This is a genomic window from Brevibacillus gelatini (genome assembly GCF_050920745.1).
GTDB classification, from domain to species: Bacteria; Bacillota; Bacilli; order Brevibacillales; family Brevibacillaceae; genus Brevibacillus; species Brevibacillus gelatini.
Genome location: NZ_CP154342.1, coordinates 211,321 through 237,330 on the forward strand (window position 1 = coordinate 211,321; position 26,010 = coordinate 237,330).

General features: G+C 49.8%; 33 protein-coding genes and 1 other annotated feature. Of the genes, 32 read left to right on the forward strand and 1 reads right to left on the reverse strand.

The window, feature by feature from the left end; all coding sequences use genetic code 11:
• Positions 1-33: 33 nt before the first annotated feature.
• From sigH to AAFJ72_RS01305, 17 genes are all read left to right on the forward strand, one after another.
• Positions 34-684, forward strand: a complete 651-nt coding sequence (sigH, locus tag AAFJ72_RS01225; protein ID WP_122906791.1) for an RNA polymerase sporulation sigma factor SigH — start codon at positions 34-36, stop codon at positions 682-684.
• A 290-nt stretch (positions 685-974) separates the two neighbouring features.
• Positions 975-1,124 (forward strand): 50S ribosomal protein L33, encoded by a 150-nt coding sequence (rpmG, locus tag AAFJ72_RS01230; RefSeq protein ID WP_003392018.1) that lies wholly within the window; start codon positions 975-977, stop codon positions 1,122-1,124.
• The gene (gene secE, locus AAFJ72_RS01235; RefSeq protein WP_122906790.1) at positions 1,124-1,372 is read left to right on the forward strand and encodes a preprotein translocase subunit SecE; all 249 of its coding nucleotides are present in this window, start codon (positions 1,124-1,126) and stop codon (positions 1,370-1,372) included. The genes rpmG and secE overlap by 1 nt, the downstream gene beginning before the upstream one ends.
• 45 nt (positions 1,373-1,417) lie before the next feature.
• A complete protein-coding gene (gene nusG / locus AAFJ72_RS01240; protein WP_122906789.1) occupies positions 1,418-1,954 on the forward strand; it encodes a transcription termination/antitermination protein NusG in 537 nt (178 codons plus the stop codon).
• 183 nt (positions 1,955-2,137) lie between these two features.
• Entirely contained in the window at positions 2,138-2,563 is a 426-nt protein-coding gene (gene rplK / locus AAFJ72_RS01245; protein ID WP_019123553.1) for a 50S ribosomal protein L11, read from the forward strand.
• Positions 2,564-2,654: 91 nt separating this feature from the next.
• Positions 2,655-3,338, forward strand: a complete 684-nt coding sequence (gene rplA / locus AAFJ72_RS01250) for a 50S ribosomal protein L1 (protein WP_122906788.1) — start codon at positions 2,655-2,657, stop codon at positions 3,336-3,338.
• A gap of 42 nt (positions 3,339-3,380) precedes the next feature.
• Positions 3,381-3,545 (forward strand) — a sequence feature (ribosomal protein L10 leader region).
• Positions 3,546-3,569: 24 nt separating this feature from the next.
• Complete coding sequence (gene rplJ / locus AAFJ72_RS01255; RefSeq protein ID WP_122906787.1) at positions 3,570-4,085, forward strand: 50S ribosomal protein L10; 516 nt, start codon at positions 3,570-3,572, stop codon at positions 4,083-4,085.
• Positions 4,086-4,141: 56 nt separating this feature from the next.
• On the forward strand, positions 4,142-4,504 hold the full coding sequence (gene rplL / locus AAFJ72_RS01260; protein ID WP_005828881.1) for a 50S ribosomal protein L7/L12: 363 nt from the start codon (positions 4,142-4,144) through the stop codon (positions 4,502-4,504).
• 96 nt (positions 4,505-4,600) lie between these two features.
• On the forward strand, positions 4,601-5,197 hold the full coding sequence (locus AAFJ72_RS01265) for a class I SAM-dependent methyltransferase (RefSeq protein WP_122906786.1): 597 nt from the start codon (positions 4,601-4,603) through the stop codon (positions 5,195-5,197).
• A 307-nt stretch (positions 5,198-5,504) separates the two neighbouring features.
• Positions 5,505-9,044 (forward strand): DNA-directed RNA polymerase subunit beta, encoded by a 3,540-nt coding sequence (rpoB, locus tag AAFJ72_RS01270; protein ID WP_122906785.1) that lies wholly within the window; start codon positions 5,505-5,507, stop codon positions 9,042-9,044.
• A 29-nt stretch (positions 9,045-9,073) separates the two neighbouring features.
• The gene (gene rpoC / locus AAFJ72_RS01275) at positions 9,074-12,700 is read left to right on the forward strand and encodes a DNA-directed RNA polymerase subunit beta' (RefSeq protein ID WP_432775786.1); all 3,627 of its coding nucleotides are present in this window, start codon (positions 9,074-9,076) and stop codon (positions 12,698-12,700) included.
• A gap of 138 nt (positions 12,701-12,838) precedes the next feature.
• On the forward strand, positions 12,839-13,093 hold the full coding sequence (locus AAFJ72_RS01280; protein ID WP_432775787.1) for a 50S ribosomal protein L7ae-like protein: 255 nt from the start codon (positions 12,839-12,841) through the stop codon (positions 13,091-13,093).
• 120 nt (positions 13,094-13,213) lie between these two features.
• The gene (rpsL, locus tag AAFJ72_RS01285) at positions 13,214-13,648 is read left to right on the forward strand and encodes a 30S ribosomal protein S12 (RefSeq protein ID WP_122906782.1); all 435 of its coding nucleotides are present in this window, start codon (positions 13,214-13,216) and stop codon (positions 13,646-13,648) included.
• A 54-nt stretch (positions 13,649-13,702) separates the two neighbouring features.
• Positions 13,703-14,173, forward strand: a complete 471-nt coding sequence (rpsG, locus tag AAFJ72_RS01290; protein WP_005828872.1) for a 30S ribosomal protein S7 — start codon at positions 13,703-13,705, stop codon at positions 14,171-14,173.
• A 71-nt stretch (positions 14,174-14,244) separates the two neighbouring features.
• Positions 14,245-16,323, forward strand: coding sequence for an elongation factor G (fusA, locus tag AAFJ72_RS01295; RefSeq protein WP_432775788.1), 2,079 nt, complete (start codon positions 14,245-14,247; stop codon positions 16,321-16,323).
• A gap of 119 nt (positions 16,324-16,442) precedes the next feature.
• Entirely contained in the window at positions 16,443-17,633 is a 1,191-nt protein-coding gene (gene tuf, locus AAFJ72_RS01300; protein ID WP_432775789.1) for an elongation factor Tu, read from the forward strand.
• A 159-nt stretch (positions 17,634-17,792) separates the two neighbouring features.
• A complete protein-coding gene (locus tag AAFJ72_RS01305; RefSeq protein WP_432775790.1) occupies positions 17,793-18,728 on the forward strand; it encodes a DMT family transporter in 936 nt (311 codons plus the stop codon).
• 6 nt (positions 18,729-18,734) lie between these two features.
• On the opposite strand, the gene AAFJ72_RS01310 is transcribed toward AAFJ72_RS01305, so the two are convergent.
• Positions 18,735-19,130 carry a globin gene (locus tag AAFJ72_RS01310; protein WP_432775791.1) on the reverse strand — a complete coding sequence of 132 codons (396 nt, stop codon included), beginning with the start codon at positions 19,128-19,130 and terminating at the stop codon, positions 18,735-18,737.
• A gap of 122 nt (positions 19,131-19,252) precedes the next feature.
• Between AAFJ72_RS01310 and AAFJ72_RS01315 the strand changes: the two genes are divergently transcribed.
• The 15 genes from AAFJ72_RS01315 to rplE all read left to right on the forward strand — a co-directional run bounded on the left by AAFJ72_RS01315 (position 19,253) and on the right by rplE (position 25,989).
• Positions 19,253-19,513: a hypothetical protein gene (locus AAFJ72_RS01315; protein ID WP_122906777.1), complete on the forward strand. Its 261-nt coding sequence runs from the start codon at positions 19,253-19,255 to the stop codon at positions 19,511-19,513.
• Complete coding sequence (gene rpsJ, locus AAFJ72_RS01320) at positions 19,483-19,791, forward strand: 30S ribosomal protein S10 (RefSeq protein WP_005828858.1); 309 nt, start codon at positions 19,483-19,485, stop codon at positions 19,789-19,791. The genes AAFJ72_RS01315 and rpsJ overlap by 31 nt, the downstream gene beginning before the upstream one ends.
• A 150-nt stretch (positions 19,792-19,941) precedes the next feature.
• Positions 19,942-20,571, forward strand: a complete 630-nt coding sequence (rplC, locus tag AAFJ72_RS01325; protein WP_122906776.1) for a 50S ribosomal protein L3 — start codon at positions 19,942-19,944, stop codon at positions 20,569-20,571.
• A gap of 17 nt (positions 20,572-20,588) precedes the next feature.
• On the forward strand, positions 20,589-21,212 hold the full coding sequence (gene rplD / locus AAFJ72_RS01330; RefSeq protein ID WP_122906775.1) for a 50S ribosomal protein L4: 624 nt from the start codon (positions 20,589-20,591) through the stop codon (positions 21,210-21,212).
• Positions 21,212-21,502 (forward strand): 50S ribosomal protein L23, encoded by a 291-nt coding sequence (gene rplW, locus AAFJ72_RS01335; RefSeq protein WP_122906774.1) that lies wholly within the window; start codon positions 21,212-21,214, stop codon positions 21,500-21,502. The genes rplD and rplW overlap by 1 nt, the downstream gene beginning before the upstream one ends.
• A gap of 32 nt (positions 21,503-21,534) precedes the next feature.
• Positions 21,535-22,365: a 50S ribosomal protein L2 gene (rplB, locus tag AAFJ72_RS01340; protein WP_122906773.1), complete on the forward strand. Its 831-nt coding sequence runs from the start codon at positions 21,535-21,537 to the stop codon at positions 22,363-22,365.
• A gap of 49 nt (positions 22,366-22,414) precedes the next feature.
• Positions 22,415-22,696, forward strand: a complete 282-nt coding sequence (gene rpsS, locus AAFJ72_RS01345) for a 30S ribosomal protein S19 (RefSeq protein ID WP_122906772.1) — start codon at positions 22,415-22,417, stop codon at positions 22,694-22,696.
• Positions 22,697-22,725: 29 nt separating this feature from the next.
• On the forward strand, positions 22,726-23,058 hold the full coding sequence (gene rplV / locus AAFJ72_RS01350) for a 50S ribosomal protein L22 (RefSeq protein WP_122906771.1): 333 nt from the start codon (positions 22,726-22,728) through the stop codon (positions 23,056-23,058).
• Positions 23,059-23,070: 12 nt separating this feature from the next.
• On the forward strand, positions 23,071-23,733 hold the full coding sequence (gene rpsC, locus AAFJ72_RS01355; protein ID WP_122906770.1) for a 30S ribosomal protein S3: 663 nt from the start codon (positions 23,071-23,073) through the stop codon (positions 23,731-23,733).
• 2 nt (positions 23,734-23,735) lie between these two features.
• Complete coding sequence (gene rplP, locus AAFJ72_RS01360; protein WP_122906769.1) at positions 23,736-24,170, forward strand: 50S ribosomal protein L16; 435 nt, start codon at positions 23,736-23,738, stop codon at positions 24,168-24,170.
• On the forward strand, positions 24,160-24,357 hold the full coding sequence (gene rpmC / locus AAFJ72_RS01365; RefSeq protein ID WP_005828838.1) for a 50S ribosomal protein L29: 198 nt from the start codon (positions 24,160-24,162) through the stop codon (positions 24,355-24,357). Before rplP ends, rpmC begins: the two co-directional genes overlap by 11 nt.
• 22 nt (positions 24,358-24,379) lie before the next feature.
• A complete protein-coding gene (gene rpsQ / locus AAFJ72_RS01370) occupies positions 24,380-24,646 on the forward strand; it encodes a 30S ribosomal protein S17 (protein ID WP_122906768.1) in 267 nt (88 codons plus the stop codon).
• Positions 24,647-24,687: 41 nt separating this feature from the next.
• Positions 24,688-25,056 carry a 50S ribosomal protein L14 gene (rplN, locus tag AAFJ72_RS01375; protein ID WP_122906767.1) on the forward strand — a complete coding sequence of 123 codons (369 nt, stop codon included), beginning with the start codon at positions 24,688-24,690 and terminating at the stop codon, positions 25,054-25,056.
• A gap of 49 nt (positions 25,057-25,105) precedes the next feature.
• The gene (gene rplX, locus AAFJ72_RS01380) at positions 25,106-25,420 is read left to right on the forward strand and encodes a 50S ribosomal protein L24 (RefSeq protein ID WP_122906766.1); all 315 of its coding nucleotides are present in this window, start codon (positions 25,106-25,108) and stop codon (positions 25,418-25,420) included.
• Between the two features lie 26 nt (positions 25,421-25,446).
• Positions 25,447-25,989 carry a 50S ribosomal protein L5 gene (gene rplE, locus AAFJ72_RS01385; protein ID WP_122906765.1) on the forward strand — a complete coding sequence of 181 codons (543 nt, stop codon included), beginning with the start codon at positions 25,447-25,449 and terminating at the stop codon, positions 25,987-25,989.
• Positions 25,990-26,010 lie beyond the last annotated feature (21 nt).

Sequence of the window (26,010 nt, forward strand, 5' to 3'; positions counted from 1 at the left end):
CTATGGAGAAACCGGTTGGCGGAGGGATCATTTGTGAGTGTTGACCTCAAGGAGTTAAAACATGCCCAATATGAACTAATGACCGACGAAGAAGTAGTCGACCTGGTTCGCGATAATGATGCCGAAGCTCTGGAATTCTTGATTAACAAGTACAAGAACTTTGTGCGTGCCAAAGCGAGATCCTATTTTCTTATTGGGGCTGACCGCGAAGACATCGTACAGGAAGGCATGATCGGTCTGTACAAGTCCATTCGCGACTTCCGAGGGGACAAGCTCACGTCGTTCAAGGCGTTTGCCGAGCTCTGTATTACTCGCCAAATCATCACGGCGATCAAGACGGCGACCAGGCAAAAGCACATTCCGCTCAACTCGTACGTCTCGCTGGACAAGCCGATTTACGACGAGGATTCTGACCGGACTCTGCTCGATGTGATTTCCGGGACCAAGGTAACTGATCCGGAAGAGTTGTTCATCAATCGCGAAGAGTTTGATGACATCGAAGGGAAAATGAGTGAAATTTTGAGTGACCTGGAGCGGCAGGTGCTGATGCTCTACCTGGATGGACGGTCCTATCAGCAAATTGCCGTCGAACTCAAGCGTCACGTCAAATCGATTGATAATGCCTTGCAGCGCGTCAAACGCAAGCTGGAGCGCTATCTGGAAGGAAGAGAGATTCATCTGTAGAACAGGGGAATCTCTTTTTGTTTCTGGGCACCTTGGAGCAGAAAGCTTTGTACATAACAAAAGCAGCGGAATATGGAAGCAAAAGGCCTTCTTTTTGTCAAGTCGATTTGTTTGACATGGGTATTTCGGTGTGATAAATTTATTTAGGTAGCCTTAGACTCTTATCTCTCTGTTCTTTGGTTACTTTAATGAATGAAATGGTCAGGAAAAAGTAGCGGTTTTCCCGTACTATTTATCATTTGGTACTTTTAACGAATAGCAGGTTTGAAATGAGATGGAGGTGGCAATAAATGCGAGTAAACATCACGTTGGCATGCACCGAGTGTGGCGAGCGTAACTATATCTCCACAAAAAACAAACGCACCACTACTGAACGTGTTGAGCTGAAAAAGTATTGCTCCCGTGACAAGAAGCAAACCCTTCATCGCGAGACGAAGTAATGGTTGATGCGACGAAGTCAGGGGGTGGCAAAGTGGGTTTTTTAGCACGAATCGGAGCCAGTTTTCGCCGCACCGGTGAATTCTTTGGCGACGTAATGTCCGAACTAAAGAAAGTCCGTTGGCCGAATCGTAAGGAGTTGACGACCTATACAATCGTTGTTCTCGTTACGGTTGTGCTTCTGGCGATATTCTTCTTCGTCGTTGATTTGGGAATCTCGCGCTTGATCGATTTGATTCTAGGAACGTAATTTTGCAAGTCTTAGGAGGGACGGACGGTTAACGTCCTGGTGGATATGGAAAAAGCATGGTATGTCGTTCATACGTACTCAGGTTACGAAAACAAGGTCAAGACGAATCTGGAGAAACGCGTCGAGTCGATGGGCATGGAAGACAAGATCTTTCGCGTTCTCGTTCCCACTGAAGAAGAAGTGGAGACCAAGGATGGCAAAAAGCGCACCGTCACGAAAAAAGTGTTCCCTGGATACGTCCTTGTTGAAATGGTGATGACGGACGACTCTTGGTATGTCGTGCGTAACACTCCTGGGGTTACCGGCTTTGTCGGATCCACGGGCGCTGGCTCCAAGCCGACAGCGCTGCGTCCTGAAGAGGCCGATGCGATTCTCAAGCAGATGGGGATCGAAATTCCCAAGATCAGAGTCGATTTTGCTCTCCGCGATATGGTGCGCGTCACAGATGGTCCCTTTTCGAATCGCACCGGGGAGATTATCGAGATTCACCCCGACAGACAGAAGGTTCGCGTATTGGTGGACATCTTCGGTCGCGAAACACCGGTAGAGCTAGACTTTACACAAGTTCAAAAATTGGATTAGGATTCAACTTGAAAAGTATCGCGCTATGTGGTACATTTCATTTTGTTTTAACAATCCCACAACAATATCTGGGGTTTCTTGCACTCTCACTATAGATCGAAAGTCTTTTGCGAGACTTTCATAAGACGGTGGGAGGGGGCATTCCCCCGTAATAACCACATGTGAAGTAAGGAGGTGTCTTACGTGGCTAAGAAGGTTATCCGCGTAATTAAATTACAAATCCCAGCAGGTAAAGCGAATCCTGCACCTCCAGTAGGTCCGGCTCTCGGTCAAGCTGGTGTAAACATCATGGGGTTCTGTAAAGAATTCAATGCTCGTACAGAGAGCGAAGCAGGTATGATTATTCCGGTGGAAATCACCGTATATGAAGACCGCTCTTTCACCTTTATCACCAAAACTCCTCCAGCTGCTGTTCTGCTGAAGAAAGCTGCTGGTATCGAGTCCGGTTCCGGCGTACCAAACAAAACAAAAGTTGCTACGCTGAAACGTGATAAAGTTCGCGAAATCGCTGAACTGAAGCGTCCTGACCTGAATGCTGCATCCGTAGAAGCGGCTATGCGCATGGTGGAAGGTACTGCTCGTTCCATGGGTATCGTAATCGAAGACTAATTGTCTTGGGTGCAAGGGGGCACAGACATTGTGCCCCCCTGTCTGTGGGAGGATTAACCGCTACGACCACATTGAAGGGAGATTATTATTCATGGCTAAAAAAGGCAAGAAGTATCAAGAGGCTGCAAAGCTCGTTGATAAAAACAAAGTGTACGAAGTAGTTGAAGGCATTGAGCTGGTGAAAAAAGCAGCTACTGCCAAATTCGACGAAACCGTTGAAGCAGCATTCCGTCTGGGCGTAGATCCTAAGCGTGCTGACCAACAAATCCGTGGCGCTGTAGTGCTGCCACACGGTACTGGTAAAGTACAACGCGTTCTTGTATTCGCTAAAGGCGAAAAAGCAAAAGAAGCAGAAGCTGCTGGCGCTGACTTCGTGGGCGATGCAGACATGATCGCGAAAATTCAAGGTGGCTGGTTCGACTTTGACGTCGTAGTAGCTACTCCTGACATGATGGGTGAAGTAGGTAAATTGGGTCGTGTACTCGGTCCAAAAGGCCTGATGCCAAACCCGAAAACCGGTACAGTTACTTTTGACGTAACAAAAGCGGTTAACGAAATCAAAGCAGGTAAAATCGAGTATCGCGTAGACAAGGCAGGTAACATCCACGCTCCAATCGGTAAAGTGTCCTTCGACGCTGACAAGCTGGCTGAAAACCTGGCTGCTCTGACGGAAGCACTGAACCGTGCGAAACCAGCTGCGGCAAAAGGCGTTTACATGAAAAATGTAACCCTGAGCTCCACAATGGGCCCTGGTGTACGCGTAGCTGTAAAATAATGACGCTTGACTTCCCTTTGGGGAGTTGTTAAGATAGTTCCTGTTGATGAAAAGAATATGCCGTAGACAGAAGGTGCGGTACTTGCAAGAGTAACGCTTAATATCCCTCCGAGGCGTGTAATGTACGAAAGAGGAAATGGTCATTTCCTTTGACGATAGAGCATTATGCCCTCGTGATGTCTGCGAGGGCATTCTTCATTTTCCAGGATTAGAGCACGGGAGGTGTAAACAATGGCAGAAATTCGTCCAACCGTTATTCGTGAAGAAAAGGTACAAGCAATCAACGAAATCGCAACCAAGCTCCGCGAGAGCCAAACCACAGTGGTGGCTGACTACCGCGGTCTGACTGTAGCCCAAGTTACCGAGCTCCGCAAACAGCTGCGTGAAGCTGGTGTTGAGTTCCAGGTGTTGAAAAACTCCCTGACTCGTCTGGCTACTGCGAAAGAAAGCTTGACTGAACTGGATCAATATCTGACTGGCCCGAACGCTCTGGCGTTCTCCAAAGACGATGCTGTTGCTCCAGCAAAAATCATCGCTGAATTCGCGAAGAAAAACGAACAGCTGGAAATCAAGGGTGGCGTGATCGAAGGCAAAGTAGTTGGTGCAGATCAAATCAAAGCACTGGCAACTCTTCCTTCCCGCGAAGGTCTCTTGTCCATGCTGCTCTCCGTCCTGCAAGCTCCAATGCGCAACGTTGCACTGGCAGTCAAAGCAGTGGCAGAGCAAAAAGAAGGTCAAGGCGCGTAATCGTCTGATCGGTTAAGCCTTACACAATACTATTTATATGAATGGAGGATTTCATAATGTCTAAAGAGCAAATCTTGGAAGCCATTAAAGGCATGTCCGTTCTCGAACTGAACGATCTGGTAAAAGCAATCGAAGAAGAATTCGGCGTAACTGCTGCTGCTCCTGTAGCTGTAGTTGCTGGTGGCGCTGCTGAAGCTGCTGCTGAGCAAACTGAATTCACTGTAACTCTGGTAAGCGGCGGCGCTTCCAAAATCAACGTTATCAAAGTTGTTCGCGAGCTGACTGGTCTGGGTCTGAAAGAAGCAAAAGACCTGGTAGACAACGCTCCAAAAACACTCAAAGAGGGCGTTTCCAAAGAGGAAGCAGAATCTCTCAAAGCAAAACTCGAAGAAGCTGGCGCACAAGTAGAAGTGAAGTAAGTTAGCTTTCTTTAGAAATTCCCCTTGCCTGCGGCAGGGGGTTTTTCTGTAGGGGGACGGCGAGTGTTTTCCAATCGAAGGAAGGGTGAATCACACGTGGCAGATCACTATTACACCAATCGGCCGGGGGCGGCGCATGACGAGCAGCAGTTTTCGTTTGTGCTGCGCGGGAAGGAGCTGCGCTTCATTACGGATGCAGGCGTTTTTTCCCGGGACCGGATTGACTTTGGAAGTGTATTGCTCATCGAAAACATGGAGATGGATCGCCACGCCCGTGTGCTCGATGTCGGCTGCGGCTACGGGCCGATCGGCTTGACGGCTGCGATGCTTGCGGATCAGGGGCGGGTGACGATGATCGACGTGAATGAGCGTGCGGTTGACCTGGCTCGTCGGAATGCTGAAAGAAACGGGATCAAAAATGTGGAAGTGCGGGTCAGTGATGTGTACAGTGCCGTACAAGGCGAGAAGTACGATGTCATTTTGACCAATCCGCCAATTCGGGCGGGTAAGGAAATTGTTCATCGCATTTTTACAGAAGGACACGGGCTGCTTGTTGAAGGTGGAGAGTTGTGGGTCGTTATTCAGAAAAAGCAAGGCGCTCCATCTGCTTTGAAGAAGCTGCAAGAGACTTACCGTGAAGTAATAGAAGTGGATCGGGAAAAAGGATACTGCATTTTTCGGGCAATCAAATAGTCAAGCGACAATCATTAGAAAACTTTTCTTGACGTGAATATTTGATTGTGGTAGCATTATAAAATGTCAATATGGGATAAATGTCTATTTTTCAGTAATTCCCTGTTTGTCAAGCGTTTCTAGTTTTTTTACAAGATAGGAATGTTTGTGTAAAAACATGGGAATTCTTTTAAAATAGAGTTTCTCTGGGTTAAAAATGGTTAATGCTGCTTTAACCCATTTTTATTTTAAGGTGTTCGCTTGCAATTGCAAGATTGCCGAATGCCAAGTTTCTATGTGTGAAAACACAACCTGAGGGGTGAATAAGTTGGCAGGTAAAGTGATTCAAAGTGGCCGACACCGCCAGCGTCGTACGTATTCACGTATTAACGAAGTGCTGGGCCTTCCAAATCTCATCGAGATTCAGCAAAAGTCCTACCAATGGTTCCTTGATGAAGGGCTCCGTGAGATGTTCCAGGACATTTCGCCAATCCAGGACTTCACTGGCAATCTCGTGCTGGAGTTTATCGACTACAGCTTGGGAGAACCCAAGTACGATGTTGACGAGTCGAAAGAACGTGACGTCACCTATGCGGCGCCTCTGCGTGTGAAGGTACGTTTGTTGAACAAAGAGACGGGAGAAGTGAAGGAACAAGAAGTCTTCATGGGGGATTTCCCGCTCATGACCGAAACGGGAACCTTCATTATTAATGGTGCTGAGCGCGTAATCGTCAGCCAGCTTGTTCGTTCCCCCAGTGTATATTACAACACCAAAGTGGACAAAAACGGCAAGCAGACGTTTACAGCTACGGTAATTCCGAACCGGGGTGCCTGGCTTGAGCTGGAGACCGATGCGAAAGACGTCATTTATGTCCGCATCGACCGTACGCGAAAAATCCCGGTAACGGTTCTTTTGCGTGCACTCGGCTTTGGTTCCGACATTGAGATCCTCAATTTGCTGGGTGAAGATGAGTACATCAAGAATACGCTGGAAAAAGACAACACCGATTCTACGGAAAAAGCGCTCATCGAAATTTACGAGCGTCTTCGTCCGGGCGAGCCGCCAACAGTCGAAAACGCGAAGAGCCTCCTGATCTCTCGCTTCTTCGATCCAAAGCGCTATGACCTGGCATCTGTAGGTCGTTACAAAATGAACAAAAAGCTTCACCTGAAAAACCGTCTGTACAACCAGCGTCTTGCTGAGACATTGGTCGATACGACAACAGGTGAAATTTTAGCTGAAGCCGGTCAAATGATTGACCGCCGTCTGCTGGATCGCATTTTGCCAGCACTTGAAAGCAATGTCGGCTACCTTGACGTTCGCACACATGGCGGCGTTTTGGAAGAAGACACGATTCATCTGCAATCTATCAACATTTTCTCTCCGCTTGAAGATGGCAAGATCATCAAAGTGATTGGAAACGGAAATGTAGATAAATCTGTCAAGCATATTACGCCGGCGGACATCGTAGCGGCGATCAACTACTTCATTAACCTGCTGCACGGCGTTGGTTCCACAGACGATATCGACCACTTGGGCAACCGTCGTCTGCGTTCCGTGGGTGAGCTTTTGCAAAACCAGTTCCGTATCGGTTTGTCCCGTATGGAGCGCGTGGTGCGCGAGCGCATGTCCATCCAGGATCAGAACCAGATTACGCCGCAGGCTCTGATTAACATCCGTCCAGTGATCGCATCGCTGAAGGAGTTCTTCGGAAGCTCGCAGCTGTCCCAGTTCATGGACCAAACAAACCCGTTGGCTGAACTGACGCACAAACGCCGTCTGTCCGCGCTCGGACCTGGTGGTTTGACGCGGGAGCGCGCAGGCTTTGAAGTGCGCGACGTTCACCACTCTCACTATGGCCGTATGTGTCCGATTGAGACGCCGGAGGGTCCGAACATCGGTTTGATTAACTCGCTGTCGTCCTTTGCGCGCATCAACGACTACGGCTTCATCGAGACACCGCGCCGCAAGGTAGATCCGGAAACAGGCTTTGTTCTGGATGACATCGTCTATCTGACTGCGGATGAAGAAGATGTGTACAACGTGGCGCAGGCAAACCAGCCACTCGATGAGGAAGGCCGCTTTGTCAACGACATGGTTATCTGCCGTCGTAAAGGCGAGATTTTGAGCGTGCCGCGCGACAAGGTAGACTTCATGGACGTATCGCCGAAGCAGGTTGTATCTGTGGCGACCGCGCTCATTCCATTCCTGGAGAACGACGACGCGAACCGCGCACTGATGGGTTCCAACATGCAGCGGCAGGCCGTTCCGCTTTTGATTCCTCAAGCGCCGTTCGTCGGTACTGGTATGGAACACAAAGCAGCGCAAGACTCCGGTGTCGCGATCGTTGCGAAGCATCCGGGCCAGGTAGAGCGCGTAACCGCTCGCGAAATCTGGGTTCGCCGCTACACAGAAATCGACGGCAAGAAAGTAGCCGGAGACATCGACAAATACAAATTGCACAAGTTCATCCGTTCCAACCAGGGTACTTGCATCAACCAGCGCCCGATTGTAAGACGCGGAGACTGGATTGAAAAAGGCGACATCATTGGTGACGGTCCATCCACCGAAAAAGGTGAATTGGCACTGGGACGTAACGTAATCGTCGCGTTTATGACGTGGGAAGGTTACAACTACGAGGATGCGATTCTCCTTAGCGAGAAGCTTGTGAAGGATGACGTTTACACGTCGATCCATATTGAAGAATACGAGTCCGAAGCTCGCGACACAAAACTGGGTCCAGAGGAAATCACCCGCGACATTCCAAACGTCGGGGAAGATGCTCTGAAAAACCTCGATGAGCGCGGTATTATCCGCGTCGGTGCAGAGATCCAGGACGGCGATATCCTCGTTGGTAAAGTAACACCTAAAGGGGTTACTGAGCTGACTGCCGAAGAACGCCTCCTGCACGCGATCTTCGGGGAAAAAGCTCGTGAAGTTCGCGACACATCCCTGCGCGTGCCGCACGGTGGTTCCGGTATTGTCGTAGACGTAAAAGTATTTACGCGTGAGAACGGCGATGAGCTGCCTCCAGGCGTAAACCAGCTGGTACGTGTCTACATCGCCCAAAAACGGAAAATTTCCGTGGGTGACAAAATGGCCGGACGACATGGTAACAAAGGGGTTATCGCGCGGATCATGCCAGAAGAGGATATGCCATTCCTTCCAGACGGCTCTCCGGTTGAAATCGTCCTGAACCCGCTGGGCGTACCTTCGCGTATGAACATCGGTCAGGTATTGGAGACGCACCTGGGTATGGCGGCGAAGCTTCTCGGCATCCACGTGGCGACACCTGTATTCGACGGTGCCCGTCAGGCGGAAGTATTTGAGACGTTGGAAGAGGCTGGCCTCGACCGCGATGGTAAAACCATTCTGTACGATGGACGTACAGGTGAACCGTTCGATCGTCGTGTAACGGTCGGATGCGTATACATGCTGAAACTGGCTCACTTGGTGGATGACAAAATCCACGCTCGTTCTACTGGTCCATACTCTCTCGTTACCCAGCAGCCATTGGGTGGTAAAGCCCAGTTCGGCGGACAGCGTTTCGGGGAGATGGAGGTTTGGGCATTGGAAGCTTACGGTGCAGCCTACACCTTGCAGGAAATCCTCACCGTCAAGTCGGATGACGTCGTGGGCCGTGTGAAGACGTACGAAGCGATTGTCAAAGGTGAAAACGTACCAGAGCCAGGTGTTCCTGAATCGTTCAAGGTTCTTATCAAGGAACTGCAAAGCTTGGGTATGGACGTGAAGATCCTGTCCGGTGACGAGCAGGAGATTGAAATGCGAGAAATGGAAGACGAGGATGAAGGTAACGGTGAAAAACTGAACCTCGTTCTCGAAGGTGGAAGCTTGAACGACGAGTAAGATTCCGGTACAAAGGGAGGTAACGCCCTGTGATAGACGTGAACAACTTCGAATATATGAAGATCGGCTTGGCTTCCCCCGATAAGATCCGTTCGTGGTCTTTCGGGGAAGTGAAAAAGCCAGAGACGATCAACTACCGCACACTGAAACCGGAAAAAGACGGCTTGTTCTGCGAACGCATCTTTGGACCGACCAAGGACTGGGAGTGCCATTGCGGTAAGTACAAGCGTGTACGTTATAAAGGTGTCGTGTGCGACCGTTGCGGCGTGGAAGTGACCCGCGCCAAAGTACGGCGTGAGCGCATGGGGCATATCGAGCTGGCTGCCCCGGTTTCTCACATCTGGTATTTCAAAGGGATTCCAAGCCGCATGGGTCTGGTGCTTGACATGTCCCCGCGTTCCCTGGAGGAAGTTATCTACTTCGCTTCTTATGTAGTAACAGATCCAGGTGATACTCCGCTCGATAAAAAGCAGTTGCTCTCGGAAAAAGAGTACCGCAACTATCGGGAGAAATACGGCCACTCTTTCCAGGCCATGATGGGTGCCGAGGCGATCAAGCGCCTGCTCGCGGAAATTGACCTGGACAAAGACGTGGAAATGCTGAAGGAAGACCTGAAAACAGCACAAGGCCAACGTCGCAACCGTGCGATCAAGCGCCTGGAAGTGCTGGAGGCGTTCCGCAACTCCGGCAACCATCCGGAGTGGATGGTTTTGGACGTTTTGCCGGTAATTCCGCCAGAGCTTCGTCCGATGGTTCAGTTGGACGGTGGACGTTTTGCCACTTCCGACCTGAACGATCTGTACCGTCGCGTAATCAACCGGAATAACCGTCTGAAGCGCCTGCTCGAACTGGGTGCTCCTGACATTATCGTACAAAACGAAAAACGGATGCTGCAGGAAGCAGTAGACGCGCTCATCGACAACGGCCGTCGCGGTCGTCCGGTGACTGGCCCAGGTAATCGTCCGCTGAAATCTCTCAGCCACATGCTGAAAGGGAAACAAGGACGTTTCCGCCAAAACCTGCTCGGTAAGCGTGTTGACTACTCCGGTCGTTCCGTTATCGTTGTAGGACCTAACCTGAAGATGTACCAGTGCGGTCTGCCAAAAGAAATGGCGCTGGAACTCTTCAAACCGTTCGTGATGAAAGAGCTGGTTTCCAAAGGACTCGCTCACAACATCAAGAGCGCCAAGCGCAAGGTAGAGCGCGTTCAGCCTGAAGTATGGGACGTTCTCGAAGACGTGATTCGCGAGCATCCAGTGCTTCTGAACCGTGCCCCCACCTTGCACCGTCTGGGTATCCAGGCTTTCGAACCGGTACTGGTCGAAGGCCGTGCGATCCGTCTGCACCCGCTCGTTTGTACAGCGTACAACGCGGACTTCGACGGGGACCAGATGGCGGTTCACGTTCCGTTGTCCGCAGAGGCACAGGCCGAAGCCCGTATCCTCATGCTGGCAGCGCAAAACATCCTGAACCCGAAAGACGGCAAACCGGTAGTAACGCCATCCCAGGACATGGTGCTTGGTTCTTACTACCTGACGCTCGAACGCGAAGGCGACAAAGGCGAGGGTACGGTCTACCGCGATCCTCACGATGCGATTGCCGCTTACCAGCAAGGCTTTATCAGCCTGCATACGCGCATCGCCTTGCCTGCGAAACGCCTGAACAAAACCAGCTTTACCGAGCGCCAGCAGAACGCGCTCATTGTAACGACTGTCGGGAAAGTGATCTTCAACGAAATCTTCCCGCCAGAGCTGCCATACATTAACGTGCCAACAAAAGCGAACCTGCAAAACATGGTTCCTGACGAATACTTTATTTTCGATAAAGGCGTAAATATTCCGGAGTTCATCAAGAAGCTGCCTGATCCGGGCGCGGTGAAAAAAGGCTTCCTGGGAACAATCATTTCCGAATGCTTCCGCCGCTTCGGTACGATGAAAACGTCCATGATCCTCGACAAGATCAAGGAACTGGGCTTCACGTACTCGACAAAAGCCGGTATTACCATCGCGGTAGCGGACATTGCCGTACCAGAGAAGAAGAAAGACATTCTGGAAGAAGCGGATAAAAAGGTTGCAACCGTCATGACGCAGTTCCGTCGCGGTCTGATTACCGAAGACGAGCGTTACGACCGCGTCATCTCGATCTGGTCCAAAGCCAAGGACGAAGTAACCGACGTACTCATGAAGTCCATGGACAAATTCAATGCGATCTTCATGATGGCGAACTCCGGTGCCCGCGGTAACGTGTCCCAGATCACACAGCTCGCTGGTATGCGCGGTCTGATGGCGAACCCGTCCGGCCGAATCATCGAGTTGCCGATCAAATCCAACTTCCGTGAAGGTCTGACCGTATTGGAGTACTTTATCTCCACGCACGGTGCGCGGAAAGGTCTCGCCGATACGGCGCTGCGTACTGCGGACTCGGGTTACTTGACCCGTCGTCTCGTAGACGTTGCTCAAGACGTGATCGTCCGCGAAAAAGATTGCGGTACGGATAAAGGGATCCGTGTTACAGCGATCAAGGATGGCCGGGAAGAAATCGAGAAGCTGTCTGACCGTCTGGTTGGACGTACATGCTTTGAGACATTGCGCCATCCGGAAACAAACGAAGTCATCGTCGGCCGCAACGAGGAAATTACTGAAGAAGTTGCCGAGTATATCGAAAAAGTGGGCATCACAAGTGTCTACATCCGCAACGTACTCGCTTGCCGCACCAGCCATGGTGTCTGCAAACTGTGCTACGGACGCAACCTGGCAACCGGAGCCGAGGTGGAAGTGGGAGAAGCGGTTGGTATTATCGCCGCTCAGTCCATTGGTGAGCCTGGTACCCAGCTGACCATGCGTACCTTCCATACCGGTGGGGTTGCCGGAGACGATATTACCCAAGGTTTGCCGCGTATTCAAGAGCTGTTTGAAGCGCGCAATCCAAAAGGTCAGGCCGTTATTTCCGAAATCGACGGGGAAGTTGTCGATATTCGTGAAGGCAAGGACCGTCGTGAAATCGAAGTTCGCGGGGAAGCGGAAAGCAAAGTGTACTCTGCTCCATACGGTGCGCGTATCAAGGTATCTGTCGGTACCAAGCTGAGCGCCGGTGACGAGCTCACGGAAGGTTCCGTAGACCCGAAAGAAATGCTCAAAGTTCGCGGCATGCGCGGCGTTTCCAACTACATTTTGCAAGAGGTACAAAAAGTTTACCGTATGCAGGGTGTAGAAATTAACGACAAGCACGTTGAGGTTATGATCCGTCAGATGCTCCGCAAGCTGCGCGTCATCGACAGCGGAGACACAGACCTCTTGCCAGGCTCCTATGTGGAAGTTCCAGAGTTTGAGCAAGCAAACGCAAAAGTTCTCATCGAAGGCAAGAATCCAGCAGTGGGTCGTCCGGTTCTTTTGGGGATTACAAAAGCATCCCTGGAAACCGACTCCTTCCTGTCGGCAGCTTCCTTCCAGGAGACGACTCGCGTTCTCACCGACGCAGCGATCAAAGGAAAAGTGGATCGCCTGCTCGGCCTGAAAGAAAACGTGATTATCGGAAAACTCGTTCCGGCGGGTACCGGTATGTCCCGTTATCGCAATGTAAAAGTAGCTAGTCAGGTTGATTACGAAGCAGAACAGGAAGCGCTGAAAGCAGCGCAGGAAGCCGTTTCTGTCGAGTAATAGCAGGAGTGGCGCCCGCCAAAATCTGGGGGGCGCCTTCCTGAATAAAAAATATGAGCTGGGCGTTGACAACAACTAGCCCACCTGATATTATATTCAAGTGTGCCTGACATCTGTACTTTGGAGGATATGAGAATCATGTCTTATGAAAAAGTAGAGCGGGCCAAGGAGTTGACGATTGGCATCAAGCAAACGATGAAAGCCGTGGAAAACCTCCAGGTTGAAGCAGTTTACATCGCGGACGATGCCGACAGACGTTTGACCCAAAAAGTCGAGCTCCTTTGCAAAGAGAAGGGTGTTCCAGTCATCCATGTAGATTCCATGCGCCGGTTAGGCAAAGCGTGCGGAATTGAAGTGGGAGCGGCTACCGCTGCGATCAAGAAAAGTGGTTAACGATGTTTTTGTCTGTTGCGCATCGCGCAAAAGATGGACAAGAACTTTCTATTTGGCCTAAAAATGACTCACCTGGATCTGTGGTCTTGAAGATTGGGTATTAAGAAGGGAGGTAACATCATGCCTACAATTAACCAATTGGTGCGTAAAGGTCGTGCGGACAAGGTTGTGAAGTCGAAGTCCCCAGCTCTGCAAAAAGGGTACAACAGCTTCAAGAAAAGCCAAACCAACCAAAGCTCTCCTCAAAAACGTGGTGTTTGCACTCGTGTAGGTACCATGACTCCGAAAAAACCAAACTCTGCGTTGCGTAAATACGCTCGTGTGCGTTTGACTAACGGAATCGAGGTAACAGCTTACATCGGTGGTATCGGCCACAACCTGCAAGAGCATAGCGTCGTGCTGGTGCGCGGCGGTCGTGTAAAAGACTTGCCAGGGGTACGCTACCATATCGTTCGTGGTGCACTTGACACTGCAGGCGTTAACAACCGTAAACAAGGTCGTTCCAAATACGGTACAAAACGTCCAAAACCAGGTCAAGCAGCAGCTAAGAAGTAAGAAAAACGCCTGTGAAGCGGCGTGAATTTATAACGAAAAGAAGGAGGGAATACGATGCCTCGTAAAGGTCCTGTAACCCGTCGTGACGTGTTGCCTGATCCGATTTACAACAGCAAGCTGGTTACTCGCTTGATTAACCGCCTGATGTTGGATGGCAAACGCGGTGTAGCGCAAAATATTCTCTACAACGCATTCACCATCATTCAGGAGCGCACCGGTCGCAACCCGATGGAAGTGTTTGAAGAAGCACTGAAAAACGTAATGCCTGTACTGGAAGTTAAGGCTCGCCGTGTAGGTGGTGCTAACTACCAAGTACCAATCGAAGTAAAACCGGAGCGCCGTACTACTCTTGGTTTGCGTTGGCTGGTTAACTACTCCCGTAGCCGTGGAGAGAAAACCATGGAACAACGTCTGGCTAACGAGATCATGGACGCTGCTAACAACACCGGTGCAGCAGTTAAAAAGCGTGAAGACACGCACAAGATGGCTGAAGCGAACAAAGCGTTTGCTCACTATCGCTGGTAGGAAATTGAATCGGGTGTCCGTTTTGGATACCCGATTATTCAAAAACTCGAGTATGGAAGGAGCATACCTGAATGGCTCGCGAGTTCTCTTTGCCGAATACGCGTAATATCGGTATCATGGCTCACATCGATGCTGGTAAAACGACAACGACTGAGCGTATTCTGTTCTACACCGGTCGCGTTCACAAGATTGGTGAGACGCACGAAGGTGCAGCAACCATGGACTGGATGGAACAAGAGCAAGAGCGCGGTATCACCATCACTTCGGCTGCTACTACCGCTCAATGGAATGGCCATCGTATCAACATTATCGACACGCCAGGCCACGTAGACTTCACTGTAGAAGTTGAGCGCTCCCTGCGCGTTCTTGACGGTGCTGTAACCGTTTTTGACGCAAAAGGTGGCGTTGAGCCGCAAACCGAAACCGTATGGCGCCAAGCTGACCGCTACGGCGTACCGCGTATGTGCTACATCAACAAAATGGATATCCTGGGCGCTAACTTTGATATGTGCCTGGAGCAAATCAGAACTCGTCTGGGTGCAAACCCAGTAGCGGTTCAATATCCAATCGGTGCAGAAGACCAGTTCAAAGGGATGGTTGACCTGATCGAAATGAAGGCAATCATCTATACCGATGACCTGGGCAAAACTTCCGATGCTACCGAAATCCCTGCTGAGCTGAAAGACAAGTGCGAAGAGCTGCGTCTCGCACTGGTTGAAGCTGCTGCAGAACAAGACGAAGAGCTGATGATGAAGTACCTGGAAGGCGAAGAGCTGACCAACGACGAAATCCGTGCAGCTCTGCGCAAAGGTACCATTGAATGCAAACTGACTCCTGTAATGTGCGGATCTTCTTACCGTAACAAAGGTGTTCAGCTTATGCTGGACAACGTTGTTAGCTATCTGCCATCTCCAGTAGACATCCCTGCGATCAAAGGTACTTTGCCAGACTCTGAAGAAGAAGTGGAACGTCCTGCAGACGACAACGGTCCGTTCGCTGCTCTTGCTTTCAAGATCATGACTGACCCGTATGTAGGCCGTCTGACCTTCTTCCGCGTTTACTCCGGCGTACTGAACTCCGGTTCTTACGTTCTGAACTCCACAAAAGGTAAACGTGAACGTGTAGGTCGTATCCTGCAAATGCACGCTAACCACCGCGAAGAGATCCAAGTGGTTTACTCCGGTGACATCGCTGCTGCTGTAGGTCTGAAAGATACAACAACTGGTGATACTCTGTGTGATGAAAAGGCTCCAGTAATCCTTGAGTCCATGGAATTCCCAGAGCCAGTTATCTCTGTTGCGATCGAACCAAAATCCAAAGCAGACCAAGACAAGATGGGTATCGGCCTGTCCAAGCTGGCTGAAGAGGATCCAACGTTCAGAACCCGCACAGACGAAGAGACTGGTCAAACAATCATCTCCGGTATGGGTGAGCTTCACCTGGAGATCATCGTTGACCGTCTGAAACGCGAGTTTAAAGTCGAGTCGAACGTAGGTGCTCCACAAGTAGCTTACCGTGAAACATTCCGTAAAGCTGCGAAAGTGGAAGGTAAATTCGTTCGTCAGTCCGGTGGTCGTGGTCAATACGGTCACGTTTGGGTGGAGTTCGAACCACTCGAACCAGGACAAGGCTTCCAATTCGAAAACAAAATCGTCGGTGGTGTGGTACCGCGCGAATACATCCCTGCTGTACAAGCGGGTATCGAAGAAGCGATGAAAAATGGTGTTCTCGCCGGCTTCCCACTGGTTGACATCAAAGCTACGATCGTAGACGGTAGCTACCATGATGTCGACTCCTCCGAGATGGCGTTTAAAGTAGCAGGTTCTCTCGCTCTGAAAGAAGCTGCGAAAAAATGTGATGCAGTATTGCTCGAACCAATCATGAAAGTAGAAGTTACAATGCCGGAAGAGTACATGGGCGACGTAATGGGCGACCTGAACTCCCGCCGCGGTCGTATCGAAGGTATGGAAGCTCGTGCGAATGCACAAGTAATCCGTGCGATGGTACCACTGTCCGAGATGTTCGGTTACTCCACAGTTCTGCGTTCCCGTACCCAAGGCCGTGGCGTATACTCCATGGTGATCGACCACTACGAAGAAGTGCCTAAATTCATCGCTGAAGAGATCATTAAGAAATCTAAAGGCGAATAATTTACGGTTCCGCTTTATCTTGAATCAGGAAAGGTTTACAATATTTAAGGTGCAACCCTCGATAGGGTAAACCTTTCTTACCTATAAAACCCTTATCATTTAAGGAGGCTTTAGCTCTCATGGCAAAAGAAAAATTTGAGCGTAGTAAACCACACGTTAATATCGGTACCATCGGTCACGTTGACCACGGTAAAACTACCCTGACTGCTGCGATCACTACTGTATTGGCGCAACAAGGTAAAGCAAAAGCTATGGCTTATGACAGCATCGATGCTGCTCCAGAAGAAAAAGAGCGCGGTATCACCATCAACACCGCTCACGTTGAGTACGAAACTGAAAACCGTCACTATGCTCACGTTGACTGCCCTGGTCACGCTGACTACGTGAAAAACATGATTACCGGTGCTGCTCAAATGGACGGCGCTATCCTGGTTGTATCCGCAGCTGACGGCCCAATGCCACAAACTCGCGAACACATCCTGCTGTCCCGCCAAGTAGGCGTACCTTACATCGTAGTATTCATGAACAAATGCGACATGGTAGACGATGAAGAGTTGCTCGAACTGGTTGAAATGGAAATCCGTGACCTGCTCTCCCAATACGAGTTCCCAGGCGACGATATTCCAGTAATCAAAGGTTCCGCTAAAGAAGCTCTCGACAATCCAAGCGGCGATTGGGCTAAAAAGATTGTTGAACTGATGGATGCTGTAGACTCCTACATCCCAACTCCTGAGCGTGCAACTGACAAGCCTTTCCTGATGCCAGTTGAGGACGTGTTCACAATCACTGGTCGTGGTACAGTTGCTACTGGCCGTGTTGAGCGCGGTGTAGTTAAAGTTGGTGACCAAGTAGAAATCGTTGGTCTGTCCGAAGAAACTCGTTCTACAACTGTAACTGGTGTTGAGATGTTCCGCAAATTGCTGGATCAAGCTGAAGCTGGTGACAACATCGGTGCCCTGCTGCGCGGTGTTGAGCGTAAAGACATCGAGCGCGGACAATGCTTGGCAAAACCAGGTTCCGTTAAACCTTACACCAAGTTCAAAGCAGAAGTTTACGTTCTGTCCAAAGAAGAAGGTGGACGTCACACTCCATTCTTCGCTAACTACCGTCCACAATTCTACTTCCGTACAACTGACGTAACAGGTATCATCCAACTGCCAGAAGGCGTTGAAATGGTTATGCCTGGCGACAACACTGAGTTCACCGTTGAACTGATCGCTCCAGTAGCGATGGAACAAGGTACTCGCTTCGCAATCCGCGAAGGTGGCCGTACAGTAGGCGCTGGCGTTGTAGCTTCTATCGAAGCGTAATATTTACGGATACACAAAAACCCGACAGCATTTGTTGTCGGGTTTTTCTAATTGCTTGCGAAGTCTCATCAATTTTCTGCATGGCCCCCATCAAAATGATTCAATAAGCCGGCGACTGGCGGTGTGCTACAATACGATCAGCGGATGGGGGATAGAGAAATGAAAAATAAGGAGAAGCTGTTGTTTTTCATGCTGATCGGCGTCGTCACGCTTTGGGGCTTGAACGTAGTGATGGTAAAATACCTTGCCACGTTTCCGCCGCTTTACGTTGCTGCGATTCGAATGACAGTTGCGGGAATATGCTTGGCCCCGATTATTTATAAATACAAATCCAATCTGCACTTGAAAAAAGGTGATTGGCTGTTGATTGCCGGTGTCGGTGCCAGCTCGATCGCGCTGCACCAGATCACCCTGGCGGCCGGCGTCCAGACGACAACTGCAGGCAATGCTTCGCTGATTCTGGGATTGAATCCATTGGCGACAGCCTTGCTGGCGATGATCTTTCTCGGCGAAGGCATGTCGTGGCAAAAAGGACTTGGCATTGGCGTAGGCTTTGCCGGAGTGCTGATTGTGGTCATTTCCCAGCACGGAGGACTTCATATGAACGGCTGGGGTGACGCCATCATGTTTTTCTCCATGCTGATGTATGTGACGGGGGGCTTGCTGATTCGCAAGCTGGTCGTGCGAGGAGTGCCTGTGCTGCTGATTACGGCCATGTCGCAAATGTTCGGGATTGTGTTTTTGTGGGCGGCAGCGCTCGTACAGCAGCCGGCTGCGTACTATTTTTCTTTGGAGGTATCGCCGTTTCAGTGGCTGGTAATCTTCGCCTCTGGTGGGCTATCTACGGCCCTTGGCTCGGTGGGCTGGAACTACGGAATCCGCCAGTTGGGGGCCAGTCGAACAGCCGTATTTTTGAACGGTATGCCGATGGCGAGCTTGTTGTTTGCCGCGCTGTTTCTTGGTGAGCAGCTAAAACTCGTGCACCTGCTTGCCCTTCTCATGATTGCGAGTGGGGTGTACCTTGGTTCGCGCAATGTGGTAAAGCCAAGTCCGCCGCAAGCAAAAGCAACACCGGAGCTGACGACAAAAGCGTAGGAAATCCTACGCTTTTTCTTCGTCCCATTTGTTCACCATATGATAAGCAGTCAAACGCAGCCGCTCAAAAATCTGTTCACGAAGTTCGCCTTCCAGCCCGACTTTGTCCATGGCCGTTCTCATACAAGCCAGCCAGGCTTCCGCTTGGACAGGACCGATCGGGAAGCGCATATGGCGTGCACGCAGCATCGGATGTCCATGGCGCTCTGTGTAGAGGGCCGGGCCACCGAGAAATTGGGTAAGAAACTGATATTGGCGTTCTTTTACTTCCGTGAAGTCTTCAGGAAAAAGGGGAGCAAGATCAGGGTGCCGAGCAACCAGATCATAAAAAGCATCTACCAGACGAGCCAGTGTATCTGCCCCGCCGATCATTTCATATGGAGTGCGAATGGCTTCAGACATACGGACAACCTCCTTTGCTTAGACAGCTCACTCATAAGTATAACGTCTTCTTTCCATTATAGATAGGACGCAAGAAAGTTGGCAGGTACTCCCGCTTGCCTTTCAGCCGGGAAATCAGTAATATGGACAAGGTGAGCTTTTCAGTAGGCTTGCGTGTACAAAAAATGCGTGGGAGGCCAAGAATTAACTTGCGCTGCCCAGATTTTTTTAGTACAATATTGAATGTTGGTCATGGACTTGCGATGATGTGGGAGGTTGCTGACACACCCGGCCCCTTTGCCATGACCGGGGTGCAGGATATTTCCACGGAGAAATGTCCGTTTAATAAATGGGCGAAAAAGGAGGGACTAAAATGGCAAAGCAAAAGATTCGTATTCGTTTGAAGGCGTATGATCACAAAATCCTCGATCAATCCGCAGAAAAAATCGTGGACACAGCGAAGCGTTCCGGAGCAAATGTATCCGGTCCAATCCCGCTTCCTACTGAGAAAGCAGTTTATACGATCCTGCGTGCGGTGCACAAGTACAAAGATTCTCGTGAGCAATTCGAGATGCGTACTCATAAACGTCTGATCGACATCTTGAACCCTACACCACAAACAGTAGATGCTCTGATGCGTCTGGATCTGCCATCCGGTGTAGACATCGAGATTAAACTGTAAGGTCCCAAAAAGCGATACACGCGCAGACGTTGTCTTGATAAGCGTGTTATACCAAGCAACAAACCCTTAAAATGGCACCCCTGCGCATCGGTGGGGACTTGATACAACATATAAAACGTTTTACTGAAATAAGCACAGGAGGTGGCACAAATGACCAAAGGAATCTTAGGGAAAAAACTTGGCATGACTCAAGTTTTTGGTCCGAACGGAACAGCAATCGCTGTAACAGTTATCGAAGCAGGTTCTAACGTGGTTCTTCAAAAGAAAGACGTGGAGAACGATGGCTACGAAGCGATCCAAATCGGCTTCGAAGACAAAAAAGAACAGCGCGCTAACAAACCGGAAAAAGGACATGCAGCAAAAGCTAACACTGCTCCTAAGCGCTTCATTCGTGAAATTCGCGGAGTAAACCTCGCTGACTACGAGGTTGGTCAAGAGTTGAAAGTAGACATTTTTGCCGAGGGAGACATCGTTGACGTGTCTGGCGTAACCAAGGGTAAAGGTTTCCAAGGTGCGATCAAACGTCACAATCAAGCCCGCGGTCCTATGGCTCACGGTTCGCGTTACCATCGCGGTCCTGGTTCCCTGGGTGCTATCGCTCCAAACCGCGTTTTCAAAGGTCAAACATTGCCAGGTCAAATGGGTGGCGACAACGTAACCATTCAAAACCTGGAAGTAGTTAAAGTAGATGCAGCTCGCAACCTGATTCTCGTGAAAGGCTCCGTGCCTGGTCCGAAAAACAGCTGCGTGCTGATCTCGACGGCAGTCAAGAAACACTAAGGAAAGGAGGAACTGACATGCCGAAAGTAGCTCTTTATAACCAAGCTGGTTCTCAAGTTGGCGAAATCGAGTTGGCAGATAGCGTATTCGGGATTGAGCCTAACAACGCTGTTCTGTACGATGCGATCGTGATGCAACAAGCATCCCAACGTCAAGGAACACACGATGTAAAGAACCGTTCTGAAGTACGTGGTGGTGGCCGCAAGCCATGGCGTCAAAAAGGTACTGGTCGCGCTCGCCAAGGTTCCATTCGCGCTCCGCAATGGAAAGGTGGCGGTGTTGTATTCGGTCCAACTCCGCGCAAATACGGTTACAAACTGAACCGTAAAGTTCGCCGTCTGGCTCTGAAATCCGCACTGTCCGCGAAAGTACAAAACAACGAACTTCTGGTTCTGGATGCTTTGAACTTCGCAGCTCCTAAAACAAAGGAAATGGCAGCGGTTCTGAACAACCTGAAAGTAGATCGCAAAGTTCTGATCGTAACTTCCGAGTTCGATCAAAACGTAGCTCTCTCTTCCCGTAACATCCCAGGTGCCAAATTCGTAGATGCTGCAGGCATTAACGTTCTGGATCTGGTAGCGCATGACAAAGTAATCGTGACGAAAGACGCGGTTGCGAAAGTAGAGGAGGTGCTCGCATAATGAAGAGCCTTCACGATATTCTCAAGCGCCCTGTCATTACCGAGCGCACCACTGACATGATGGCTGAGAAAAAGTACGTTTTCGAAGTACCGCTCAAAGCCAACAAAACCGAAATCAAGCAAGCTGTTGAAAAAGTGTTCGGCGTGAAAGTAGCAGCAGTTAACACAATCCGTGTCCCTGCTAAACCAAAGCGCTACGGAAAATATTCCGGTTACACATCCGAGTGGAAGAAAGCAATCGTTAAGCTGACTGATGACAGCAAAGAACTGGCCTTCTACGAGGGCGTATAACCTCGACGACTACCGAAAAGGAGGGTATTAACATGGGTATCAAAAAGTTTAAACCGACTTCTCCTGGTCGTCGCCAAATGACGGTTTCTACTTTCGAGGAGATCACTACGTCGACTCCCGAAAAATCCTTGCTGGCGCCTCTTAACAAAAAAGCTGGTCGCAACAACCAAGGTAGAATTACCGTACGTCATCAAGGTGGCGGTCACAAACGTAAATACCGTATTATCGACTTCAAGCGTAACAAAGACGGCATCGTAGGTCGCGTAGCTACTATCGAATACGATCCAAACCGTTCCGCTAACATCGCACTCATCAACTATGTTGATGGTGAAAAACGCTACATCCTCGCTCCTCACAACCTGAAAGTAGGAGACGAGATCATTTCCGGAGCAGATGCCGACATCAAAATCGGTAACGCACTGCCACTGGAAAAAATCCCTGTAGGTACTACCATCCACAACATTGAGCTGAAACCTGGTAAAGGTGGCCAACTGGTTCGCGCAGCTGGTGCTTCTGCTCAACTGCTCGGTCGCGATGGTGAATTCGTAATCGTGCGCCTGTCCTCCGGTGAAACTCGCCGCATTCACAACGTATGCCGCGCTACCATCGGTCAAGTAGGTAATCTCGATCACGAACTGCTGAACATCGGTAAAGCAGGACGTTCCCGCTGGTTGGGTATTCGTCCAACTGTTCGCGGTAGCGTAATGAACCCGAACGATCACCCACACGGTGGTGGTGAAGGTCGCGCTCCAATCGGTCGTAAAGCACCTGTTACTCCTTGGGGTAAACCAGCCCTGGGTCTCAAGACTCGCAAGAAGAAGAACAAGTCCGACCAATACATCATCCGCCGCCGCAAGAAGTAAGGTAGGCTGATACTATAACCGAACGCCTTTGGCGAAGGGAGGTTCACTAATGGGACGTAGCTTGAAAAAGGGTCCTTTCGTGGATGACCACTTGATGAAAAAAGTTGACGAGCAAAATCAAAAGAATGAGAAACGCGTGATCAAAACTTGGTCTCGTCGTTCCACCATCTTCCCTGAGTTCGTAGGACACACGTTTGCTGTATACGATGGTCGCAAACATGTTCCAGTATACGTAACTGAAGACATGGTTGGTCACAAACTGGGTGAGTTCGCACCAACTCGTACCTTCAAGGGTCACGTCGACAACGACAAGAAGTCCAAGAAGCGCTAATTTTCTCTTGACAGAGAGGAGGTACAAAGATGGAAGCAAGAGCAGTTGCTCGCAATATTCGCATTGCGTCTCGTAAAGTTCGCCTGGTGGTTGACTTGATTAGAGGCAAGCAAGTAGGTGAAGCATTGGCGATCCTGAAGCACACGCCAAAAGCAGCTTCTCCAGTTGTTGAAAAACTTCTGAAGTCGGCTATTGCAAACGCTGAGCACAACTACGAAATGGATCCTAACAACCTGGTAGTTAGCAAAATCTTCGTGGACCAAGGTCCTACGTTGAAGCGTTTCCGTCCGCGCGCTATGGGTCGCGCAAGCCGCATCCATAAACGCACTAGCCACATCACAGTGGTACTAAACGAGAAATAAGGAGGGTTACGTGTGGGTCAAAAGGTAAGCCCGGTAGGTCTTCGGATCGGTGTCATTCGTGACTGGGAGTCCAAATGGTACGCTGACAAGGACTTCGCAACACTGTTGCACGAAGACTTGAAAATCCGCAAGTTTGTAAAAGGGCGTCTGAAAGATGCTGCTGTATCCACTATCGAAATCGAACGCGCAGCTAATCGCGTGAACGTAACGATTCACACCGCTAAGCCTGGTATGGTAATTGGTAAAGGTGGGGCAGAGGTAGAAGTTCTGCGCAAATCCTTGACTGATCTGACTGGCAAACGCGTTCATATCAATATCAACGAAATTAAACGTCCGGATCTGGATGCTACTCTGGTAGCTGAAAACATCGCTCGTCAATTGGAAAACCGCATTTCTTTCCGTCGTGCGCAAAAGCAATCGATCACTCGTACGCTGCGTGCTGGCGCCAAAGGTATCAAAACCTTGGTAAGCGGTCGTCTTGGCGGCGCGGACATCGCACGTTCTGAAGGTTACAGCGAAGGTACTGTTCCGCTTCACACTCTGCGTGCCGACATCGACTACGGTACTGCTGAAGCTCATACCACTTATGGTCGCATCGGTGTAAAAGTGTGGATCTACCGTGGAGAAGTCCTTCCAGCGAGAAAGAACGTCGCTACTGAGGAAGGAGGCAAGTAATCATGTTGACGCCAAAACGCGTGAAACACCGTAAACAACACCGCGGGAAAATGACTGGTAACGCAAAAGGCGGTACTACTGTTGCGTTCGGTGAATACGGATTGCAAGCATTGGAGCCATCTTGGGTAACGAACCGTCAAATCGAGGCTGCTCGTATTGCGATGACTCGTTACATCAAACGTGGCGGTAAAGTATGGATCAAAATCTTCCCTGACAAGCCAATTACACAAAAACCGCTCGAAGTACGGATGGGTTCCGGTAAAGGTTCTCCAGAGAAATGGGTAGCGGTTGTAAAGCCAGGCAAGATCATGTTTGAACTTGCTGGCGTACCTGAAGAAGTCGCTCGCGAAGCTATGCGTCTTGCTATGCACAAGCTGCCGATCAAGTGCAAATTCGTGAAGCGTGAAGAAGTGGGTGGTGACGCACATGAAGGCTAATGAGTTCCGCAATTTGACCACTGCCGAGATCGAACAAAACGTTGCTTCTTTGAAAGAAGAGCTGTTCAACCTTCGTTTCCAGTTGGCAACAGGTCAACTCGAAACCACATCTCGCATCAAACAAGTGCGTAAGGATATTGCTCGTGCGAAAACCATCCTGCGCCAGAGAGAATTGGGAATCGGCTAATTAAAGGAAGGAGGTTTGAACGATGACCGCAGAACGCAATATGCGTCGATCCGTTGTAGGTCGCGTTGTTTCCGACAAAATGGATAAAACCATTGTTGTACTTGTTGAAACCTACAAGAAACATCCTCTGTACGGCAAACGCGTGAAATACTCCAAAAAGTTCAAGGCTCACGACGAGAACAATACGGCAAAAGTGGGCGACATCGTAGAATTGATGGAAACTCGTCCATTGTCCAAAGATAAACGTTTCCGTTTGGTACGTATCGTCGAAGAGGCAGTAATCGTATAAGTCAGATTTTCGGATATCAAATCCGAAAGGAGGAACAGTAAATGATCCAAACTCAGACGAGATTGGCTGTTGCTGACAACTCCGGTGCAAAAGAACTCATGTGCATCAAGGTTCTGGGTGGTTCCGGTCGTAAAACGGCGAACATCGGTGACGTTATCGTGTGCTCCGTAAAATCCGCTACACCCGGCGGCGTTGTCAAGAAAGGTCAAGTAGTTAAAGCAGTTGTAGTTCGCTCTGTTAGCGGCGTTCGTCGTCAAGATGGTTCCTACATCCGTTTTGATGAAAATGCAGCTGTAGTCATCAAGGAAGACAAGTCCCCTCGTGGTACTCGTATCTTTGGACCAGTAGCTCGTGAGCTCCGCGACAAAGATTTCATGAAGATCATCTCTCTGGCTCCAGAGGTTATCTAATTGAACGGAAAAACTCAGGCAGTTTGTTCGATAGGAGGTGCACCAAGCGATGCACGTTAAAAAAGGCGACACTGTTATCGTAATTGCGGGCAAAGATAAAGGCAAAAAAGGTCGCGTTCTCGCTGCTTATCCAAAGAAAGAACGCGTTCTGGTTGAAGGTATCAACCTCGTGAAGAAGCACAGCCGCCCGTCCCAAGCTAACCCGCAAGGTGGCATTGTGACTCAAGAAGCAGCGATTCACGTTTCCAACGTATCTTTGATCGATCCGAAGTCCGGAAAACCTACTCGCATCGGTTACAAAGTTTTGGATAACGGTAAGAAAGTTCGTTACGCGAAAAAGTCTGGCGAAGTAATCGACAAGTAGTCTGGTTGGAAAGGAGGATATCCTAGATGGCAACAAGATTGAAAGAAAAGTATACAAAAGAAATCGTGCCTAGCCTGATGAGCAAGTTCAACTACACTTCCATCATGCAAGTGCCGAAAGTTGAAAAGATCATCATCAATATGGGTGTTGGCGAAGCGGTAGGCAACGCTAAAACCTTGGATGCTGCGGTTGAAGACCTGCAAACCATCTCTGGTCAAAAACCTGTAGTAACTCGCGCAAAGAAATCCATCGCTGGTTTCAAACTGCGTGAAGGTATGCCGATCGGTGCGAAGGTTACCCTGCGCGGCGAGCGTATGTACCACTTCCTCGACAAATTGATGAACGTATCTCTTCCACGTGTCCGTGACTTCCGTGGCGTTTCTTCCAAAGCGTTTGACGGTCGCGGCAACTACACACTTGGTCTGAAGGAACAACTGATCTTCCCTGAGATCGAGTACGATAAAATTGACAAAGTTCGCGGTATGGACGTTGTAATCGTTACTTCCGCGAAAACGGATGAGGAAGCTCGTGAGCTGCTGACTCAAATGGGTATGCCATTCCGTAAATAAACCCACTCGTAAGGAGGGAAG